Source organism: Leptolyngbya sp. Cla-17, from assembly GCF_016807185.1.
Classification (GTDB): Bacteria; Cyanobacteriota; Cyanobacteriia; order Leptolyngbyales; family Leptolyngbyaceae; genus ULC077BIN1.
The window spans coordinates 1,198,455-1,220,271 of record NZ_JAEVYN010000001.1 but is presented as its reverse complement, the minus strand read 5'-3'; the positions used below and the strand labels follow the sequence as shown (position 1 = coordinate 1,220,271).

Genomic DNA, 21,817 nt, shown 5'->3' with positions numbered 1-21,817 from the left:
GCCTCGTGGGCAGTCGATTAATCTAGTAGGTGCCGAAAAAGCTAAGCAGGAAATAGACAACAATAATCTTAAAATTGCTGCCCTTAAAAAAGATGTTTCTGTCCTCAAAAATCAACTGCTTAAAAAGCCAGGAAGTACTAGTTTTATAAGGTTTCTTCAAGACAAAGAACAATTCAATGAAATTGAAAAAGGTTATGAGCAGGCATCTTTTTGGTATCCCAGTATTCAGTTGGTCTTTCAAACTCTTTTCTTACTACCGCTGATTTGGGGTGCTTTGTTTATTCATAGACTTGCTCAACGGAAAGGCTATGGATTGGCGGCTTTAATTAGCTGGCATTTGCTGGTTATTTTTTGCATTCCGCTCATATTTAAGATTTTTGAATTTCTGCAAGTTGGGGTTTTATTTCAACTCATTGCTGAGATTATTAGCGCCCTTTTTGGCGGACTACTATTTCTGGTTAGCTATCTATACATTTTGATCATTCCACTGCTTGGTTTTGGAATCATCAAGTTTTTTCAGAAATTTGTTTTCAATGCAAAACTTCAGGCAGCTAGCAGGGTTCAAAAGACGCAATGTGTAAGATGTGCTAAGAAGATTCGACCTCAAGATTCTTACTGTCCTCACTGTGGATATTACCAATATGTTGAATGCTCAAACTGTCACGAATTCACTTATAAACATTTACCGCACTGCAAACACTGTGGACAGGTTCAAGATTTAGAAACTGTGTAATGGAGCGCAGTGCGGTAAATAAAGCATTCTTGCAACACGGGACTTAGAAAGTTACTACTAAATTCTTATCCAGAGGAAGAGTTAAACATAAACGTCACAAAAAGCAATCCTGCTCACCGAGGCTTCAGCGATCGCTGTGAACCATGAGAAACTGACCGTTGCCATTAATCTCGCCATTGCAGCTAGCAAAGTTGGCAACAAACCAGATTAGATAAAATCGCCAGATGCGACGAAACTTAGCCGGATCGATCCCGTAGTTTAGACTCTTAACATCGCTGTAGCTGTCGTCAAAGTTCTTCAGCCAGTTTGCGAAAGTTTTAGAGTAGTTCATACCGTTGAGATACCAGCGCTTAACCGTTTTGAAATCTTTGTTGTAAGTAGGAACACTATCAAAACTCCAGTAGCGACCGTGAGGAAAAATGTATTTGTGAGTGTAAGCGCTAGAGATATTATTGGGAGTCCGAACAGTAATGATGTGCAGAAAAAACTTGCCCTCTGGCTTTAAGAATGAAGCAAGTTTTTTAAACGCGTTGGTTAGATTTCCCACATGGCAAAAGACACCAACGGAAAGAATTTTGTCGAATTTTTCTTCAAGCTGGGCATCGTTGAGATCTCCCTCCATCAGCGTGAATCGACCTGAACTGAGATAACTCTTAGGGTCGTGCATCTTTTGACGCATATATTCACACTGCTCATGGCTGAGGTTCAACCCCGTGAATCTGACATTCGGAAACTTGGACAAGATATAGTTTGGAACGCAGCCCCAACCGCAGCCAAAATCTAAGAGGTTGTCGCCATCTTGAATGTCAAGTTTTTCAATGATGTCGTCAATCATGTGCATTTGAGATTGCTCAAGATCGATCGCCCCTTTTTCCCACAAACCCATGCTGTATTTAGGGTAAATGAGTTGCCCATTACCCAGCATCCGATTCAACATACCTTGGGGGAGGTCGTATTGAAGCTTCATCAATTCTCTAGAGCCTTCTGCCACATGGTCCGTTTCTTGCAAGACCCATTCATAGGGGGCGAGAAGGGACGGGAAATGCTCAAAAAAGATGGGCATACAGGTGTCAAACAGCGCTCGCAAAACCGAGTCAGGTACCTCTAGCCCATTGATATAAGACTCAGCGATCGCCATCTGCACTGTGTTTACCACTTCGACAACCCCACGAGTTGCTTGATAGGCTAAAGGGCTTTTAGCCGCAATATCCCCAACAACAGGAATGTGGCGCTGAATATCTTGTTCATTGAATATGGAAGTCATGGGGTTAATCTTCAGTAATCCGTTTAAGGAATCCAGCAAAATGACACAGAGACAATGATTTCCAAGGTTCCTTAAGCTTATTTCAAGCTTGTCTCAACATTACGTCAAAGTAAGCTTACAAAAATTTATGAATGTCATCGGTCGTGAACGCTGGATTACGCAAGCAGAGTATGCTGAACAATTCGCCCTTTGTGCTGCCTTCAAAAGCCTTTCTTCTTGACCCTAGCAAAGTCTCGATTTTGTTGATTAACGCAGCCATTCTAGTTTGGGGTTTGGGGATCGTTGATCGCTCGCCTGACTGGAATGGGTACTTCCTATGGCTTTATTTACCCCTACCTTTAGTGAGGGGAAATAGTGTGATTGTTCTGTTATTTAGTACTCACGATTTGCTGGCCAGCCAAACAATTGAAACCCCACATCTGAGGCGGTTTGTTAGTTTGCTGGGGCTGATCCTGCTGTGGACTCTGCAGAAATCATATTTGGACGATTTCTCGCTGCGATCGCCCTCAGTTTTGCTAAAGTGTCAGGGACATTGCCCGTTGAGCTTAGCGAAACACTCATGGTTGCCCAGAAAACAAAGTCCCCTCTTCTGCTAACGGCTGGAACCGCCGCATTGCTGGTCGCTGGCGGCGGTGGGGCCTATTGGTATTTATCTCAATCCAAAGCTGCTCCCGAAGATCTGCCAGTCGGGGCGGATATGATTCCGCAAGATGCTCTGATCGCGATTTCTGTGACGACTGAACCAGGACAGTGGCAAAAATTGCGTCAGTTTGGCACGGTTCAGAGTCAGGCGGCATTTGACAAAAGTCTGGCAGAGGTACGCGATCGCGTTTTGACCAGTAACGGATTTGACTATCAAAAAGACATTCAGCCGTGGGTTGGCGGGGAAGTTACGGTGGCGTTTTTGGGACCAAAGGCACCCGTCACCTCTCCCGCAATTCCGCCCAACCAGCAGTCGATTGTGGTAATCTTACCCATTCGCGATCCATTAAAAGCCAAGGAAATTTTGGAACAGCCACGTCCTCAGAGTGGCAAACTCAACAACCGCAGCTACAAGGGTTTTGACATTAAGGAAACTCAGGGAACCGTACAGGCCTTTTCGGCAACCGCAATCGATGGGAAGTATCTCTTGGTTACCAATGATCCCAAAGCCACCGATCGCGCGATTGATGCTTATAAAGGGGAAGCAACCCTGGCAAAAACTCCGGGTTATAACCAGGCATTGGGTCAAATTAAAGTGCCTCAAGCCTTTGGCAAATTGTATGTGAACCTGCCGGCGGCGGCAGTAGTGACGGCGGCAAATACGGGGCGATCGCTCTCTCCGCAAAACTTGGAGCAACTCCAGCAGAATCAAGGTGTGGCCGCGACTGCCACTTTGGAGCCAGAGGGCATCCAGCTTAAAAGCGTGTCTTGGCTAAAACCAGACAGTACCCGTAAGTTTGATAGTAAAAATACAGCTTCCATAATGCCCACCCGGCTACCTGCCGACACTATCTTGATGGCATCGGGCGGCAATTTAAAGAAGTTTTGGCAGGACTATAGTCAGGGAGCAGCGGCAAATCCTGTCACTCCCATCAACCCAGAGGTGATTCGATCAGGAATCAAATCTACGGTTGGTATGGACTGGGAGCAAGACTTTTTGCCCTGGATGGATGGAGAATTTGCGATCGCCCTTGCGGCTGCGCCAGAGGGAACACCTGCCAATCTGCCATTCAGCTTGTTGATGATGATGAAAGCCAGCGATCGTCGGGCTGCCGAAGCCACTCTAAAGAAGCTGGATGATGCCATGGTGGAGCGATACAAGTTTAAAGTTGAAGAAAGAGATGTCGCCGGACAACCTGTGACTGCTTGGACAGTGCCCCAAAGTGGAACCATAATCAATCGTGGCTGGTTGGATGGAGACATCACCTTCTTTTCGTTAGGTGCACCGATCGCCAATGCCATTGTGCCGCGCCCTGGCAAACCATTGGCGGACAATGATGCATTTAAAAAAGCGATTCCCGCTGGGTTAAACCCAAACAATGGACATTTCTATCTCAATGTGGATGAGGCAATTAACGCTAAAAAGTTTCCCATTTTGCAACTGCCACCTGGCAACCGAGAACTGGTTGCCGCTGTGCGATCGCTTGGCATTACGGCGGCAGTGAGCGGCGATCGCACCACACGCTACGATGTATTTGTGGGTCTGCAAAAAGCAGGGAATCCAAAACCTTTGCCTAGTCCAACGGTTCTGCCTGCATCGCCAAGCCCTACTCCGGTTGTGCCACCACCACAATAGACCAGGTAGAAGAGTCAAACCCTGTCCGTATTGCAGTCAGCATCGTAGGATAGAGGGATAAGAACGATTCACTTAAAGATTTTTGTGGAGAACACGAAATGGATCTGGTTAAACTGCAAGGCATTTTAGACAATGCTTCCTTTGCAGTGCTGTTTATCACAATGCTGGTTTATTGGATTGGGGCAGCATTTCCAAACCTGCCATATTTAGAAATCGTGGGTAGTACCGGAATGGCGATCGCCAATCTTTGCATAGCAGCACTCTTGGGCGCACGCTGGCTGGAAGCCGGATACTTTCCCCTCAGCAACTTATACGAATCTCTGTTTTTCTTGACTTGGGGCATTACCACAATGCATTTTGTGGCAGAACGGATGAGCCGTAATCGCCTGGTGGGAGTGGTGACTGCGCCAATTTCCATGAGCATTGCTGCTTTTGCGGCTCTAACATTGCCTAAAGAGATGCAAGTCTCTGAGCCGTTAGTGCCAGCACTTAAATCCAACTGGTTGATGATGCATGTCAGTGTGATGATGTTAAGCTACGCCACATTAATGGTAGGTTCTCTGCTGGCGATTGCATTTTTGGTCGTCACCCGTGGACAAGAGATCGAGTTAAAAGGCAGCTCTGTCGGTACAGGCAGCTACCGTGATCGCAAGTATCAACTGCGAAAAGCGGGTGAACCCATTGGTGAGGTCTTGGCAACCGAAGCAACTGCTGTATTTTCTAACAACGGTTCTGTTGCGGTTATGGAACCTCCGGCGATCGCGGTCGTTCTTTCGCCTCAGCGTCTCAGTCTGGCAGACACCCTAGATAACATTAGTTACCGTATCATTGGGCTGGGGTTTCCCCTGCTCACTATTGGTATCATTGCCGGAGCGGTGTGGGCAAACGAAGCATGGGGTTCCTATTGGAGTTGGGACCCAAAAGAAACGTGGGCGCTGATTACCTGGTTGGTGTTTGCGGCTTATTTGCACGCTCGGATTACCAAAGGCTGGCAAGGTCGTCGTCCAGCATTGCTAGCAGCAGCGGGTTTTCTGGTCGTTTGGGTTTGCTATTTGGGCGTGAATTTGTTGGGTAAAGGGCTTCATAGCTACGGTTGGTTTTTCTAAAATGGATGAGTTTCAACCTTTGGATAATGATGAAGTGCTGTTTGTTAACCTGGGTCGGGTGTTGATGGCAAACCCTACCTTTAAGGTTGGCGAATTCTTAGATGCTTTGGCACAAGCAATTAGCGATCGCGAAGAAGATTGGGTCGAAGAAAATGAAGGCTGGTTTAACGAAGGCTTGGAATGTCAAGCACTTCGGTTTAGTGGTCAAGGTTGGCAGCGCGGTAGAGTTCGCATCCGGCTAGAGTTTTCGCCAGATAGTCCCAAAGCACGGCTTCCTGAACGACGCATGACCGAACAGCCACGTCGTCTAGGAAAATTGGAGCCTCGTTCTGATTCTCCCCCTCGGCTTGATCGCGATGACGTGTATCAGTCAGGGCGATCAGATACAAATCTGGAAGACTTTTATGGTAGCCCTGATGATGATTACTAGCTTTTAGCTCTAGACCCCAAATCCTAGCCCTCTTAAATGAGCAATCCTGTCACAGAAAATTCTTTCCCTTCCTGGACAGATCTGCACGCTCATTTGCATCAGAGCCTAAAAAAAAGACTCTTGCTAAAACGAGGCTCGCGTATCTTAATGGCGGTTTCTGGTGGGCAAGATTCTCTTTGTCTAGCAAAGCTACTATTGGATTTGAAAACAAAATGGGGATGGGAACTGGCGATCGCCCATTGTGATCACCGCTGGCGATCGGATTCAGCGGAGAATGCTTTGTTTGTGCGGAACTTGGCGCAGCAGTGGCAAATTGTCTATTTTGAGCAAACGGCTGAAGTTGTTGTGTCGAGTGAAGCAGCGGCTCGTGAATGGCGCTACCAAATCTTGATGCAGATTGCTCAGCAGCATGGCTATGGCACCATCGTCACAGGGCACACCGCTAGTGATCGCGCTGAAACGTTTCTCTATAACCTAATGCGCGGTAGTGGTGCAGATGGATTGCAGGCTTTGACTTGGACGCGATCGCTGACTGCTACCCTTCAGCTCGTTCGTCCACTGCTCAGCTTGACTCGTGCTCAAACTGCCCAGTTTTGTCAGACAATGGGCCTGAGCATTTGGGAAGACAGCACGAATCAAAGTCTCCAGTGTGCCCGAAATCGCATTCGTTTAGAGCTGATCCCTTACTTGCAAGCTCATTTTAATCCCCAGGTGGAGCAAGCGCTTAATCAGACAGCAGAATTGCTACAAGCAGAGGTGGAATACCTAGAAGCGCAAGCTAGTCAGTTAATTGAACGAGCTGAGTGGAATGTTGAGGGACAGTCTTGTAGCTTCAATCGACGAACTCTACAAACGGCCCCGATCGCGTTACAACGCCGGGCTGCTCGTCAATTTTTGCAAGAGAGTTTGCCTGAAGCTCCTAATTTTGCACAGATTGAAAAGTTGGTCGCATTGATTTCAGCCCCACATCGATCGCAAACTGATCCGTTTCCAGGGGGTGCGATCGCTCAGGTAGAAGGAGATTGGATCAGGCTGCAAAGCGCTGATGTTATGAATGCTAGGAATTAGTCAAGCTGCTAATGACTTGGCGAATTTCAATAATTGCCTGCTGCTGAGAATCCGCTACTTCTTGCCCTTGTGCCATTCCACCTGCGATCGCCTCCAGTTTTTGGCGCATTCCATCTGTAGTGTCTTGTACAGGCTGAAGCATCTCTTGATAGATTGCAACTTTACCAATCCCTTCAGAATCGGCTTTGCGGCGGTTTAAAAGTTCATCTTCGAGGCGCTTTAACTCGTTGCGTTTAGATTCTTGGTCTGTAACTTGATTATTTACAATATTTTCCGTCTGTTGAATAGCCGCTTGCATCTGCGTAATCTGAGCTTCTAATGCCTGTAGCTCATCGGCTTGCTGCTGGCGTTGGGCATCGATTTGAGTCAAGATCGGTTCAAGATCAATCACACTTTCGCTACCTTCTGGGTCGGCGATTCCTTGACGATGGCGAAGAACTGACTGGTGCTGGTTGAGAAAGGCTTTCCGCTCTTGGAGGCTGCGACGCTGCCCAACAAGGGTTTCGTACAGCATCTGATAACCATCTTGCTCGTCCGACATCTCATTTTCTAAATTGAGGCGATCATACTCATTCGCCGCATTAATTTTGGTTTTGATGTCGTCAATTTCTTGCTGTTTTGAGCGCAACTCTTCTTCTTGACTTTCTACAAAGCTTTCAAGCTTTAACAGCTCGTTTTCTAGATCCTGAACAACCTTTTGCAGGTCGTCCACTGGCATTTTTTCCAGGGCTTCTACATCTACGTGGAGACCAATCTTCACGTGGGCAGAGGTTGCTGCCAATCGATAGACTTGCTGATGAAGCTCATCATGGCTTTGAAGCTGGTTAGATAACAGTCTTGCGTAATCCTGCTTACCGACCAGCGCGGTCTGCTGTGCTTTTAATTCGGCTTTAGCCTGCTCTAGAGCGGTTTGAGCTTGATGCCACTCCTGCCAGCGATCTCGAATAGTTTGCGCTTGCTGCTCAATTTCTTGATTGCTTTGAGCCACGAGCGATCGCTGTTGCTCTAAAGTTTGCCAATATAGGTTGAGCTGCTCTTGGTGCTGGGATAAAATTTCAAAAGAAGCATTGAGTGAATCTCGAACGGGTTCTACTGGGGATGCCCCTGTTAATCGATTCAATGCTTCGTGCAACATGCGCGCCTTGTCGTCATCCAACACCGCAGATTGCTGCATGGTTGTCTGTTGTTCCTCCATGCGGCGCGTCTCACCACGCAAATGTTCCCAAGCCCCTTCTAATTCTTGGCGGTTGCGCTCATAAGCTTCTTTTTGTTGGTTTATTTCTTCTTGAGAAGCTGTAATCTCTTGGCGCTGCTGCTCCATCTGCTCAAAGTCTTCTTCCATTTGCTGAAGCTGTTCCCGACGGGCTTCCATCTCCATTTCTCGACGGTTTAGCTCTTGACTCTGATAAGTTAGCGATTGCTTCCACTGCTCAATTTCTTCTTCTTGAGTCTTAAACTTTTCCTGCAAGCGAGAAAAGTTTTGCAAGATACTAACTAAAGGACGACCTGCTTCTTGAAGTCGCTGCACTTGTCGATTAGCTGACACATCTACCAGTACTAAGGCACCTGCGCCATAACTGTTGGCTTCATCGGATGGAATCACTTCATCCCCCGGAATTGACGACCAGTTCTGCTCTGATCGTTGGCAGGCAAGCAATCTAATTTCGGCTTTGCCACCACCACCTAGCAATCCACCGCTTTTCTTTTGTACTTCTGCTAGATACAGCACGCCAATAATCCCCTCTTTGTCTTTGCCCAACAAACTCAACAAATGCGCTAGCTAAACTCGCTAAACTAAGCCTAATTCACAGATTCCTTCAGCAGCCTATTGAATTTGCTAAGTTGGCAAACCTTTCACATACAAAAAGCATTCCCACCATTTGTGTCGCTGTAGCGATCACCAGAATCCGAAATTCATTCACCAAGCACAGCAAGCAATGAGGCTTTAAGACATCATGACGCAAATTCATTCAGGCGACTTGTCTATAGTAATAAACCATAGAAGCAAAATTGCCTGATTAAACTAGCTTGCCTAACCCAGTTTTCAGCTGAGCAAGAATGACTAGATATCCACTTGTGCCAAACAGTAAGATCTTGATAATACTTATGCATGATCACTCAAAAAGGATTTATTTGACCCATTCGATTGGAGATACAAGTTATATCCATAGCAGCACTATCACGACGTGAGGACGTTTTGAGCCTAGTAAGGCTAATATCCTAACAGGTACAAATTAAATGGTATTGATAAATCATGGATCATTCCAAAGAAATCTGCCAAGATTTAGCAGAATTAGTTATTAAACCTAGATTTCATTGAAGGCACAATTGATTGCTCAGCTTTCGCCTTCTAACTTAACATTGCTTGTTAGATTTATTAAAGAAATGTAACAGAGAAGGGGACGATTGTCCTATTTGCCTATTTCTAGGTGAACCTTTTAATAAAATAGTCGAACGTGCATGCAGGGTAAACTCAGTGAAATTGATATTCGCAGTATTCTGCAGCTTATTGAATTGGGGCAGCGAACCGGAGAGTTATTCGTAGAAGCCTACCCCTCTCAATCTACCGCGGTAGATTCGGAGGTAGCTCATGCGATAAACAATCGCAATCCTGATTCCACTGAGCAGTCTTGGTTCGTCTTCTTTCTAAATGGGCAAATTATTTATGCAGCCGATCCCAATGCTCAGTTGCTGCGTCTACGGGACTATCTTCAGCGTTACGAACTAGAAAAGGCCCTTGCGCCCTTAGTGAGCGGGGCGATCGCCACTGCTAACGCTCCTGAATACAGCTATCTTTGGGCACTGATGGAAAATCATACGCTGACTCCTGCCCAGGGTCGCAGCATTATTCAAAGTATGGTGCACGAAACCTTATTTGATTTATTAAGCTTGCACCATGGCACCTTTATATTTGAAATCGGGCAACCTCTATCTCCTCAACTCACTGCCTTTGAAATATCACCCTTGTTGACCCACACAATGAAACAGGTGCAACGGTGGAAGCAGTTTTATCCATATATCTATTCCACTGAGCAATGTCCAATTATTACAAATGTCGGTGTGTTACAGGATGCGTTATCAAACCGTACCTTTAACAAACTCTCTAAATTTGCGGATGGGAAAACCACTTTGCGGCAGATTGGCAGGTACCTTAATCGCGACATCCTAACGGTTGCTCAGGCAATTTATCCCTATATTCAGCAGGGTGTTCTTCAACTCACTAGTCCGGAGGCTACGGTTCAAAACGCCCGAAAGGAGAACGAGTTAACTCGGCGAGTTAGCGACCACTCGCGCTTTGAAATGCGCCCGCCTAAAATTGTTTGTATTGATGATGGAGTGGCTGTTCGGGAAACTGTGAAGCACATTCTAACTCAACAAGGTTATGACGCGATCGCGATCGGTGACCCATTAGAAGCGTTGAGCAGCGTCTTTCAAATCATTCCCGACCTAATCTTGTGCGACATTACCATGCCTGAGCTAGACGGTTATGAAGTGTGTGCAATGTTACGCACCTCCACCCTCTTTCGCCAAACACCTATTATCATGCTGACGGGCAAAGATGGGTTCATCGATCGCGTCAGAGCCAAATTAATTGGAGCCACGGACTATTTAACAAAGCCGTTTGGCGAAAATGAGCTATTAATGTTAGTCGAGAGCTACATTGGTTCAGCTTATGTTGAACGTCAACAATCATCAACTCAATCAGCAGTCGACCAAAAGATGAAGTACAACTTGAAAGAACAAAGTAATTTCGGCACTATCAACGCCACTTAACTCGTAAATGGGGGTACTTTAGTTAGTAGCAGTTCAAGGTAAGCGGCGATTCGCTCTTCCCGTTCACCTTCAAACCGGCAAGCAGGTAGAAAGTATGAGTATAGTTCTGGTTGTCGAAGATAGCGTCACTCAACGGGAAATGATCAAAGACCTCCTCAAAGGAAGTGGTCTTGATGTCGCAGTCGCAAGCGATGGCGTAGAAGCATTAGAGCAAATTGAAGGGAGTTGCCCTGACTTAGTTGTTCTAGACATTGTAATGCCCCGGATGAATGGGTATGAAGTGTGCCGGCGCCTCAAGGCTGACCCCAAAACCCAGAACGTTCCTGTGGTCATGTGTTCTTCAAAAGGAGAAGAATTCGATCGCTACTGGGGTATGAAGCAAGGAGCCGATGCATATATTGCTAAGCCATTTCAACCAACCGAATTAGTTGGAACTGTTAAGCAATTATTACGAGGATAGGGAATGAGCAAATGGTAGGAATTCCAGATTTTTTAACTGGCAGAGGGCACGATCAAGCACCAGAATTTCAGGAACTTGAGAGTCCTGAGGGTGAGCTGCATTTACGGTTTTATGTCTCTTCAGGAACTGAATTTGCTCTGCCTGCCATTGGTATCAAAGAAGTTCTTTCTCCTCCTCCTGATCGAATTACTCCAATTCCGAATGTTTCCCCCTTGCTTTTGGGTACGCTGAATGTACGGGGTCGAGTGGTTTGGGTCGCCGACTTAGGGCAATTCCTTGGAGATTCAGTTCCACTTAATACCGACAGACCAGAAGTATCTGTAATTGCCGTGGAAGATCAAGATTTAATGCTGGGGTTAGCAGTGGATCGGATTGTTGGAATGGAATGGCTTGATCTGGACGAGGTGCAAATGCCTCAAAATGCCCCAGATAGTGTGGCTCCATTTTTGCGAGGAGAATGGATTTTAGATAATCTAAACAGTAAATATCTTCGGTTGCTCGACCAGATCGCAATTTTACGGTCAGCACGATGGGCGGCATAAGCAGGCGAAGCATCATGGTAAAACCGCATCGTGAAGTTGAAGGTTCGGTCTTACAAATCGAGGATAGTATAGATGCTATTCGTTTCATTCTGAGCCATCACTCTGGGAAGCAGGTTACCGTACTCAACAATCAACTGGGAGAAGGCACATGGGAACAGGTACTGAGTACGCACAAGAATATCAGCGAGCTCAAATTGCCTATATGAATGGCAGCTATGACGACGCTGCTCAAATCGTCAACCGCTTAATTCAAGACTTCCCAGATGATCCAAGCGCTAACTTATTGCGGGGGCATATTTATTGCTATGGATTGCAGCAGTATGACGTTGCAAAAGAACAATATGAGTCTGTGCTGCACTTAACGAATGATCCCGATTTTACCAATTACGCAAACCAAGGATTGCAACATCTTGGTGAACAAGCAGGTGCTTCACAGCAGACTTTTGATGATTTCAACGTTGGTGGAAATGAGACATTTCATGATGGTTTGGACGATGAAGGATTTGTTGGCTCCTTCAATGCCCCTACAAACCTGCAAGATTCCCCTATATCTGACTCATTTGATGATATAGATTTTGACGCTTTTGACAACGATGGCTTCGACGCTCAAGCAGATGCACCATCAAATAGTGGCATGCAGTTTGATAATCCCTTTGGAGAAGAAAGCTTCTCCAATACGCATGAATCCACGCCTACATTTTCTGATCCGTTTGCTGTTGAGACAAATAACTCTGTGCATAGTCCGCATGCATTTGCAACAACGGATCTAGATGCTTTCGCAGCTCCTACCAATATGCCGGGCAATGATTATGAGCTAGCCGCTTTCAGCGACCAACATGATTTTCCGCCAACTTTTGACGAATTTGACGATGCGTTTGCCCCATTAGATCTGCCAGAGGATTCTTCCTATTCCCCGCCTTTATCAGGTGGAGGATTGAATGATCGCCCTCCTGAAACTTCTAGTGGCATTCGTGGTGGTCTGTCCCAGTCGGGTGAAGACGACACACTATTCATGGGGGCTGCCAACGCTTACGACGACGGAGAATCTTCATTTGATCGCATTGATTCATCAGTTCCGATGAATGCTGACTACAAAATGGGAAACTCCAGTTCGACCTCTTACGGCAGCTCGTTAAATGATTCAGCTGGCTCGACAGGCCAAAGTAACGTCGATTTTTTGGACGAATTTGATGAATTTGATGATTTGGGCAATCTATCTGATTTTGATTTGTCAGAAAACTCAGCCGGATTTACTCGTCCAGCCATTGGCTCGGAATTTGGGATGTCTTCTGCTGTAGATCCGCAGGATTCAGCAATGGATTTCGCCTCACCTAGCGATCGCTCCTTTGTTAACGATGATGAGGTCTTCAACCTCACTAGCAGCACGGATCAGGTTCCAGCTTTCACACAGTTAGATCCACAAAACCTCGATCCGGCAGTGAGTGTTGAACAAGGAATATTTGCCCCGATGGAGAATGCATCCATCGCTACTAAACATCTTATTATTGCCTTAGCGGCTGGAATTTGCTCAGCGATCGGCGTTGCTGGCGTAAACTACACTGCTTCTAGCTTTTCTCAAGAAGATTCTGCGGTGGTTTCCAAACTACGAAACACAGGCTGGCTTATGACTGGAGCCGCTGGACTTGCGAGCACCGCTGCAACGCTTGTTTTGGGACAAGTTGCAGCGAAACAAATGAAGCGCTCCACGGATGATTTGCAATCCCAATTCAATTCTGTTTGTCAGGGCAATTTATCCGCCCGCGCTAGTGTTTACGCTGAAGATGAATTTGGTCAATTGGCAACCGGCTTTAACCAGATGGCACGAGTCATTCTGACAACCACCAGTGAGGCTCAACGGAAAGCAGAGGAACAAGAACAAGCAAAAGAAGATCTGCAACGTCAAGTAATACGTTTGCTAGACGACGTAGAAGGCGCAGCAAGGGGCGATTTGACGGTGCAAGCGGAAGTGACTGCCGACGTGTTGGGTGCCGTTGCTGACTCCTTTAACTTAACTATTCAAAACCTGCGGGAAATTGTGCAACAGGTAAAAGTAGCTGCTCGACAGGTCAGCAAAGGCTCCACTGACAACGAAATGTTTGCTCGTAGTTTATCCTCAGATGCATTAAGGCAAGCGGAAGAGCTAGCGGTCACTCTAAATTCAGTACAGGTGATGACAGAATCGATTCAACGGGTAGCAGAAAGTGCTCGTGAAGCGGAACAGGTGGCACGTTCAGCATCAGAAACTGCGTTGAGGGGGGGAGAAGCAGTAGAGCGTACCGTAGCAGGAATCTTGCAAATCCGGGAAACTGTGGCAGAAACCACTCGCAAGGTGAAGCGGCTTGCAGAATCGTCTCAGGAAATTTCTAAGATCGTTGCTTTAATCTCGCAAATTGCCTCTCGAACTAACTTGCTGGCGCTCAATGCGAGTATTGAAGCGGCTCGTGCTGGGGAAGCAGGTCGCGGTTTTGCAATTGTGGCAGATGAAGTGCGGCAGCTAGCAGATCGGGCAGCCAAGGCATCGAAGGAAATTGAACAAATCGTCCTCCAGATCCAAGGTGAAACTGGCTCAGTAATGACGGCAATGGAAGAAGGAACTCAGCAGGTGATTGAGGGGACAAAGCTGGCAGAACAGGCGAAGCGATCGCTAGAGGATATTATTACAGTGTCCAATCGCATCGATGTACTGGTACGCTCCATCACTTCCGATACGGTTGAACAAACTGAAACGTCTAGAGCGGTAGCTCAGGTCATGCAATCGGTAGAACTAACTGCTCAAGAAACGTCTCAAGAAGCTCAACGGGTATCCGGATCGCTGCAAAGTCTAGTAGGCGTTGCTCGCGATTTGCTCACCTCAGTAGAACGATTCAGGGTAGAAACGGTAGATCGTAAGTAAGACCTTGTTCAAGCGCGATCGCGCATTTCTCAGCAGATTTCAATTGATGTCAATTCTCAGTAGATCGAGTACATTAAAGCAATCTAGAGCATGGTTTCAAAAAAATCATGAAAGTAACGATTACCTTTCTAACTCGTTCTCTGAGATAGCGACCCGGTTCAGCCAAAATTCTACTCAGCAAACTCTCGCATTCACCAATTGCATCGACTGTTTAGATTGCCAGCGGCGATGCCTTTTGCTAGAAACAACACTCTCCGAAGGAATGGAGTATTGCCATGCAGCCTGAGCAACAGCAGCGAATCATGGGCTATTTCATTGAGGAGGCAAAAGACCACCTCAATACGATTGAACAGGGTTTGCTAAATCTACAAGCAACCATCGAAGACCCAGAGATGGTGAATGAGGTTTTTCGGGCGGCTCACTCCATAAAAGGAGGTGCTGCAATGTTGGGGTTGGGAAGTATTCAGCAAGTTGCCCACCGTCTAGAAGACTACTTTAAACTCCTCAAAGAAACACCTATCGGCGTTGATCAAAAACTAGAGTCTCTTTTCTTAAAAGTCTTTGATGCTCTTCAGGAATTAGTAGGACAACTCCAAGGCTCCTTTGGCTTGACTGAAGAAAATGCCAATGTAGTCATCTCAGCCGTTGAGCCTATCTTTAGTGAGCTAGAACAGCACTTATCCCAGCTTGCTGCCAACGCTCCAGTCGCAGTTCGTGAACCAGTGTCTGCAACTGCCTTCGTTTTTTCCCATCATTCAGAAGATGCAATCGAGGAACTATTCAGAGGAAATGTTCCAGCTCGTCTGCGCGAAATGCTGCAATTATTCAAACAGCCCGACACAGAAGCATCTACCCGGCAGCAGCTCCAAGAAATTTGTCGCAATTTAGCCAGTGCGGGCGAACAGTACGGCTTGTCTGCCTGGTGCCATTTGATTGACACCGCTCGTCAGGCGATCGCCCATTCCGAAAATAGCTACCGTGTCCTTGCCCCAATTATCATCAAAGATATCAAGCAAGCCCAAGAAATGGTGATAGCGGGTCGCGCTGGAGACATCAGCCCCTGCAAACAATTACAAGAACTTCTCCCTGCTGACTCTTTGATCGACACAATAATCCAGGTCGACTTTGCAGATTTGCTGGCAGAAGCAGACAACATGGATTTATCAGAGCCTTCTGATCTAGATTTGACCGATTTAAACGAGGCAGAATTTAGCTTTGATCAAGACATCTCTTCCTCTACTGATTTTTCTCTGAGCGGTTTAGAAGCCACAGAAATTGGTCTGGATTTAGGAAATGATCTGACCGTTCAGCTGACAGATGATGACTTCGGCACTCACCAGGGTCCTGAAGTGGGCATGGCAGAACTCAACACGCTAGCAGATTTGTTTGAAGGAGAAATGCCAGATCTGGGATTAACCTGGCAAAAAGAGGAAATCATCAACGATGACTCTGATCTATTTGCGGCGGCTGATATTACGCAAGCTTTTGACATCTCCAGTGACTTTTCCGACCTTCTGTTTGACGAAGGATCGTCGCCTCAAACTCCCTCATCTGGAGCTTCGGACGACGAATTGAATAATCTGTTTAGCGATGATTTTTCAGATAGTTTGGTATCGGATAGAGCGATCGCACAGGAGTCGATGGCACATCCTCTAGCTGAAAGTAGCTCTGTTGACTCAGACGATTTTGATGATTTGTTAATCATTACCTCGTCCAGCTTACCGTCTACCGATTTAGATGATGTGTTTGAAGATCTGAGTTTAGAAGCAGACTTAATCAATAGCGATTCCTTCGCGGACCTTGGTTTAGAGTTGGATTTAGAGCCTCAGCCACAAGCGATAAATGATCGTGCTTTGAACGAATTTTATAGCGACGATCTAAACCTCACCGACTCTGATTTAAGCAATTTGCCTGATTCGAGTGTCATTCCTGATCCCTGGGGAGAGTTAGAAACCCCTGCATCAGCAGACGTCTCTTTAGAAGACTTTGATTTGGAAGAACTTACTTTAGAAGAAAGTAGTTTAGATAATTTTCTAGACGGGTTGCCTGATGAAGCTGTTCTAAATGTTGAAACAAATTTAGAGGTCGATCAACCATCAGCTAAACTTCAGCCTGAAAGCCTTGAACCAATTGTTTTGTCAGGAGCGATTCCCGATCCTTGGGGTGATCCTCATGAAGCATTTAACTTGGCGATTGCAGATGATACAGACGAGCTTCCTGCTCCTTCTTTGAGTAATTTTGACTTGAATCTTGAAGATTTTAATTTCAACCAAGTTGAGGGAACTTCAGATTTAACAGCACCATCTCTTCAACCCGAAGAAATTGAAGAAAATAATTTTGGAGAAAGCAGTAATCAAGTCCTTGATGCTCTTTTTGGCAACCTACCATCTGAGTTTTCAGAAAGTGAAAACAGTCAGCAGATTGAGCCTTCCTTCAACACGCTAGATCTATCCACAACAGATGCAGATGAATTCTCAGATTTAGATTTGTTCTCAGACCTCACAGAGAATGCATCTCTACCCGAAGAATTAGATTCTGAATTGATTCTAGAAGATGACACATCGCCGCTGGATTCTAATCTGTTTGACGACACCCTCTTTGAATCTGAAATCGTTAAAGAACCTTTGAATATTAACGCTGTTTCAGACACCACAGCGAATGACGATTTTGACCCTGAGATGGAAGATGCTTCTACAGAGAATGAAGATTCCTTTGATTTAACGCTCGACCAAACAAATACTATTTCTACTGATGAGCCAAGCGATTTAGATGATCTCTTCGGTGAAACAGCCTTTGAAGAAAATTCATCAGAAGATTCGCTAGAGCTATCAAACGATCTTTCATTTGAGCAACTTGAGAGTTCTAGCGATGCCACAAGCGATCTAGATGATTTATTTGGGGAAACTAATTCCTTTGAGGCAAGTTCCGCACACTCGCTCAATCTCACAGACGAAATTAACCAGTTTGATGAGCTTTCTCCAGATTCTACAGACAATAAAGACTTTTTTGAGTTGACGCTTGATTCATTAGATACTTCCCCTATTAATGAACCGAGCGATTTAGATGATCTCTTCGGTGAAACAGCCTTTGAAGAAAATTCATCAGAAGATTCGCTAGAGCTATCAAACGATCTTTCATTTGAGCAACTTGAGAGTTCTAGCGATGCCACAAGCGATCTAGATGATCTATTTGGGGAAACTAATTCCTTTGAGGCAAGTTCCGCAGACTCGCTCAATCTCACAGACGAAATTAACCAGTTTGATGAGCTTTCTCCAGATTCTACAGACAATAAAGACTTTTTTGAGTTGACGCTTGATTCATTAGATACTTCCCCTATTAATGAACCGAGCGATTTAGATGATCTCTTCGGTGAAACAGCCTTTGAAGAAAATTCATCAGAAGATTCGCTAGAGCTATCAAACGATCTTTCATTTGAGCAACTTGAGAGTTCTAGCGATGCCACAAGCGATCTAGATGATCTATTTGGGGAAACTAATTCCTTTGAGGCAAGTTCCGCAGACTCGCTCAATCTCACAGACGAAATTAACCAGTTTGATGAGCTTTCTCCAGATTCTACAGACAATAAAGACTTTTTTGAGTTGACGCTTGATTCATTAGATACTTCCCCTATTAATGAACCGAGCGATTTAGATGATCTCTTCGGTGAAACAGCCTTTGAAGAAAATTCATCAGAAGATTCGCTAGAGCTATCAAACGATCTTTCATTTGAGCAACTTGAGAGTTCTAGCGATGCCACAAGCGATCTAGATGATTTATTTGGGGAAACTAATTCCTTTGAGGCAAGTTCCGCAGACTCGCTCAATCTCACAGACGAAATTAACCAGTTTGATGAGCTTTCTCCAGATTCTACAGACAATAAAGACTTTTTTGAGTTGACGCTTGATTCATTAGATACTTCCCCTATTAATGAACCGAGCGATTTAGATGATCTCTTCGGTGAAACAGCCTTTGAAGAAAATTCATCAGAAGATTCGCTAGAGCTATCAAACGATCTTTCATTTGAGCAACTTGAGAGTTCTAGCGATGCCACAAGCGATCTAGATGATTTATTTGGGGAAACTAATTCCTTTGAGGCAAGTTCCGCACACTCGCTCAATCTCACAGACGAAATTAACCAGTTTGATGAACCTTTTACAAATTTGGCAAATGATGAGCCTTTGGGGCTAGAGTTTGAATCTGAAGAAATTATCCTTCTAGACAATGAAGGGCGAGTTGAAGAAGTTCTGGTTGTTGAGAATGAGTTTATTACTACAGATCCTGAAGTAGAGGATAACTTTACAACTGGGACTCTTCTAGCCTTTGAAGAACTATCTTTCACGAACGAAGTTTCTCCAGACATTGAAGATAGTTCAAGCTTGGATGACCTGCTAGGAGGCATAAACCCTTTCACTAGAGAATCAGCTGAATTAGACGACCTATTTGATGAAAATGTTTCTTCGGCGGAGCAAAATTCTGATAGTGAATTGAACAATTTGCTAGAAGATGAGCTTTTGTTTGAGGACATCCAAGACGAAGGCGACCTCGCTGATCTTTTAGGAACTGAGCAAGGTCTGGGAGATTTGAGTTTGGATGATTTAAACTCTTCTTCAAACCAATTTTTAGATCTGGCAAGTCTGACAACAGATGAACTACTTCAAGAAAATTCTGGTTCTGCAACCGACACCTTCGATTTAGATGATCTTTTAGATGGTGATGATCATTTGGAAGCTGATCTTCCAAATGACGAAGTCCCTTCCGTAGCATTGAATGATTTTAAAGATGCTGATGCCTTTTCGGATTTAGACAACCTTCTAAATAGTGACGGACTATTGGACGATGAGTTTCTGAATAATGCTTCTTCAAACGACGAGATTGCTTCTACCATATCGGATGACTTTGCTGATCTGGACAGTCTACTTGATGATGAAGCATTTACTTCTGAGAATGGCGAATTTGATGGGTTAGAAGCTTTGTTGGATGAGGGTGATGTTCTTGGTGCTGGCAGCACAATGTCTGTCAATGGAGGACTCGCCGCTAATAACGATCGCCTGCCAACATTTGATGAATTTTCTGATTTAGAGTCGTTGTTAGATGACGAGCTTGAACTGAATCCTGATGCAGGGTCAGTCATCAGTGACGTGGTGGGAAGCAGTTCTGAGTTTGATGATCTTGATGATTTACTGAAGGACACTGAGGAAAAGTTGGGCGGGGTTCCGTCTGTCAAAGTTGCTCGGGGTGGTGTCCCTCAATCTCGCCGTACAAGCCGACCCACTCGCGGGTTTAGCGAGCAAACAATGCGGGTACCGGTAAAGCATTTGGATAACCTCAGCAACCTCGTTGGGGAACTGGTAGTCAACCGAAATAGCTTGGAGCAGGATCAAGAGCGCTTACGTCAATCTTTGGATAATTTGTTGTATCAGGTGCAGCAATTAAGCGATGTTGGGCAGCGGATGCAGGATTTATATGAGCGATCGCTGCTCGAAAGTTCTTTGCTGGCTAGTCGCCAAGGTTACCGGGCTGAGTCGTTTCAATCCAGCTTGCGGCGAGTAGAAATGGTTGAAAATGCTTCTACTCGTTCCAACGACGTGGAATATGACCCTCTTGAAATGGATCGATTCACAGGCTTTCACTCTCTCTCGCAGGAGATGATTGAGTTAATTGTGCGAGTCCGAGAATCCTCTTCTGATATTGAATTTATCGTTGACGAAACGGAGCAAGTAACGCGCATGTTCCGTCAGGTAACGACACAGCTTCAGGAAGGACTCACACGTTCTCGCATGGTTCCTTTCGCTCAAACAGCCGATCGCCTACCCCGTGCGGTTCGCGATATCTCGATGAAGGTCGGCAAACAAGCCGAGTTAGTCATCGAAGGTCGAGAAACCTTGATCGACAAGATGATCTTGGAGCAGCTCTACGATCCAATGACTCACCTAGTTAACAATGCAATCACCCATGGCATTGAGTCGCCAGAGGTTCGTAAAGCCGCTGGAAAACCTGCTTCTGGTCGGATTGTTATCCGAGCATTTCACCAAGGAAACCAGACTATTCTTTCTGTTTCGGATGATGGTGCTGGGATTGACGTAGAACGGGTGAAAGCCAAGGCGATTGAAAAACGACTGATCAGCCAAACCGAAGCTAGAAGCATTTCTCGATTGGACGTTTACGATATTCTCTTCCATCCTGGATTTAGCACCAAGGATCAGGCAGACGATTATTCTGGACGGGGCGTGGGCATGGATGTGGTGCGGACTAGCTTAAGTGAGATTCGAGGGGCGATTAATACTGATTCTACCCCTGGAAAAGGCACCACTTTTACGATTCGGCTGCCACTGACGTTGAGTATTTCTAAAGCGCTTTGTTGCATTAGTGATCGCGCTCGGATCGCCTTCCCAATGGATGGGGTCGAGGACATGCTTGATATGCCGAAGGAGCGCCTTCAAATCGATGCAGAGGGGCAGTCCTCCATTATTTGGCGAGATACCGTTTTGCCAGTGCGCCCCCTTGCCGAACTGCTGGGCTACAATCGTCATCTCGGACGCGGCAACGTTTACGGAGGAAACCAAGAAGATGACATCGTTTCCGTTGTAGTGCTGCGAAGCGCTGGCAACTTTTTGGCGCTACAAGTTGATCAAGTTTTAGGTGAACAAGAAATTGTAATTAAACAGCTTGAAGGTCCAGTTCCTAAACCTATTGGTGTCGCAGGTGCCACTGTTTTAGGAGATGGGCGCATTATGCCGATCGCCGATGTATTGGAACTCATTGATCTCTCCATGGGCAGGATTCGTCGCGATGCAGGCGGTTCGCTGTGGGAGCAAAGCAACGATGGAATAGTTCCAGAAGCGCCTATTGCTAAGACTGAACCAATGGTGCTGATTGTGGATGACTCAATTACTGTCCGTGAACTGCTCTCCATGACATTTAATAAAGTTGGCTATCGGGTTGAGCAAGCGCGGGACGGTCAAGAAGCTTGGGAAAAGCTCCGTTCAGGTCTGCCCTGTGATATTGTCTTCTGCGATATTGAAATGCCTCGTATGGATGGATTGGAATTGCTGTCTCGAATTCAAAAAGATCCCAATTTGAAGCAGTTGCCGATCGCGATGTTAACCTCGCGAGGTGCTGATCGCCACCGTCAAATGGCATCTACTTTAGGAGCTAGTGGCTATTTTACCAAGCCATACTTAGAAGAAGCCCTGCTGGATGCAGCGCAGCGTATGCTAAAGGGCGAACGGCTGCTTAACAACGGCTAAGTTCTCTACATCTTCAGTCACT

11 protein-coding genes and 1 pseudogene are annotated in these 21,817 nt (G+C 45.7%); 10 read left to right on the top strand and 2 right to left on the bottom strand.

Annotated elements, in window-relative coordinates; all coding sequences use genetic code 11:
* Positions 1-733, top strand: a pseudogene (locus JOY44_RS05485) (hypothetical protein); the annotation flags it as partial.
* A 124-nt stretch (positions 734-857) separates the two neighbouring features.
* Here JOY44_RS05485 and JOY44_RS05480 read toward each other — a convergent pair.
* Positions 858-1,997: an SAM-dependent methyltransferase gene (locus tag JOY44_RS05480; protein ID WP_171572678.1), complete on the bottom strand. Its 1,140-nt coding sequence runs from the start codon at positions 1,995-1,997 to the stop codon at positions 858-860.
* 457 nt (positions 1,998-2,454) lie between these two features.
* On the opposite strand from JOY44_RS05480, the gene JOY44_RS05475 reads away from it, so the two are divergent.
* From JOY44_RS05475 to tilS, 4 genes are all read left to right on the top strand, one after another.
* On the top strand, positions 2,455-4,275 hold the full coding sequence (locus JOY44_RS05475) for a DUF3352 domain-containing protein (protein WP_197984982.1): 1,821 nt from the start codon (positions 2,455-2,457) through the stop codon (positions 4,273-4,275).
* A gap of 98 nt (positions 4,276-4,373) precedes the next feature.
* Positions 4,374-5,381 carry a c-type cytochrome biogenesis protein CcsB gene (ccsB, locus tag JOY44_RS05470; RefSeq protein WP_171572677.1) on the top strand — a complete coding sequence of 336 codons (1,008 nt, stop codon included), beginning with the start codon at positions 4,374-4,376 and terminating at the stop codon, positions 5,379-5,381.
* A 1-nt stretch (position 5,382) separates the two neighbouring features.
* Positions 5,383-5,811, top strand: coding sequence for a KGK domain-containing protein (locus tag JOY44_RS05465; protein WP_171572676.1), 429 nt, complete (start codon positions 5,383-5,385; stop codon positions 5,809-5,811).
* A gap of 147 nt (positions 5,812-5,958) precedes the next feature.
* Positions 5,959-6,879 (top strand): tRNA lysidine(34) synthetase TilS, encoded by a 921-nt coding sequence (tilS, locus tag JOY44_RS05460; protein WP_245404903.1) that lies wholly within the window; start codon positions 5,959-5,961, stop codon positions 6,877-6,879.
* Here the strand turns inward: tilS and hmpF are convergent.
* On the bottom strand, positions 6,869-8,650 hold the full coding sequence (gene hmpF, locus JOY44_RS05455; protein ID WP_242541719.1) for a pilus motility taxis protein HmpF: 1,782 nt from the start codon (positions 8,648-8,650) through the stop codon (positions 6,869-6,871). The two genes, tilS and hmpF, sit on opposite strands and share 11 nt — an antisense overlap.
* 689 nt (positions 8,651-9,339) lie before the next feature.
* Between hmpF and JOY44_RS05450 the strand changes: the two genes are divergently transcribed.
* From JOY44_RS05450 to JOY44_RS05430, 5 genes are all read left to right on the top strand, one after another.
* Positions 9,340-10,653, top strand: a complete 1,314-nt coding sequence (locus JOY44_RS05450; RefSeq protein ID WP_171572674.1) for a response regulator — start codon at positions 9,340-9,342, stop codon at positions 10,651-10,653.
* Positions 10,654-10,747: 94 nt separating this feature from the next.
* Complete coding sequence (locus JOY44_RS05445; protein ID WP_171572673.1) at positions 10,748-11,113, top strand: response regulator transcription factor; 366 nt, start codon at positions 10,748-10,750, stop codon at positions 11,111-11,113.
* A gap of 11 nt (positions 11,114-11,124) precedes the next feature.
* Positions 11,125-11,655 carry a chemotaxis protein CheW gene (locus tag JOY44_RS05440; protein WP_171572672.1) on the top strand — a complete coding sequence of 177 codons (531 nt, stop codon included), beginning with the start codon at positions 11,125-11,127 and terminating at the stop codon, positions 11,653-11,655.
* A 148-nt stretch (positions 11,656-11,803) separates the two neighbouring features.
* Entirely contained in the window at positions 11,804-14,548 is a 2,745-nt protein-coding gene (locus tag JOY44_RS05435) for a methyl-accepting chemotaxis protein (RefSeq protein WP_171572671.1), read from the top strand.
* 275 nt (positions 14,549-14,823) lie between these two features.
* Positions 14,824-21,795: a response regulator gene (locus JOY44_RS05430; RefSeq protein WP_171572670.1), complete on the top strand. Its 6,972-nt coding sequence runs from the start codon at positions 14,824-14,826 to the stop codon at positions 21,793-21,795.
* Positions 21,796-21,817 lie beyond the last annotated feature (22 nt).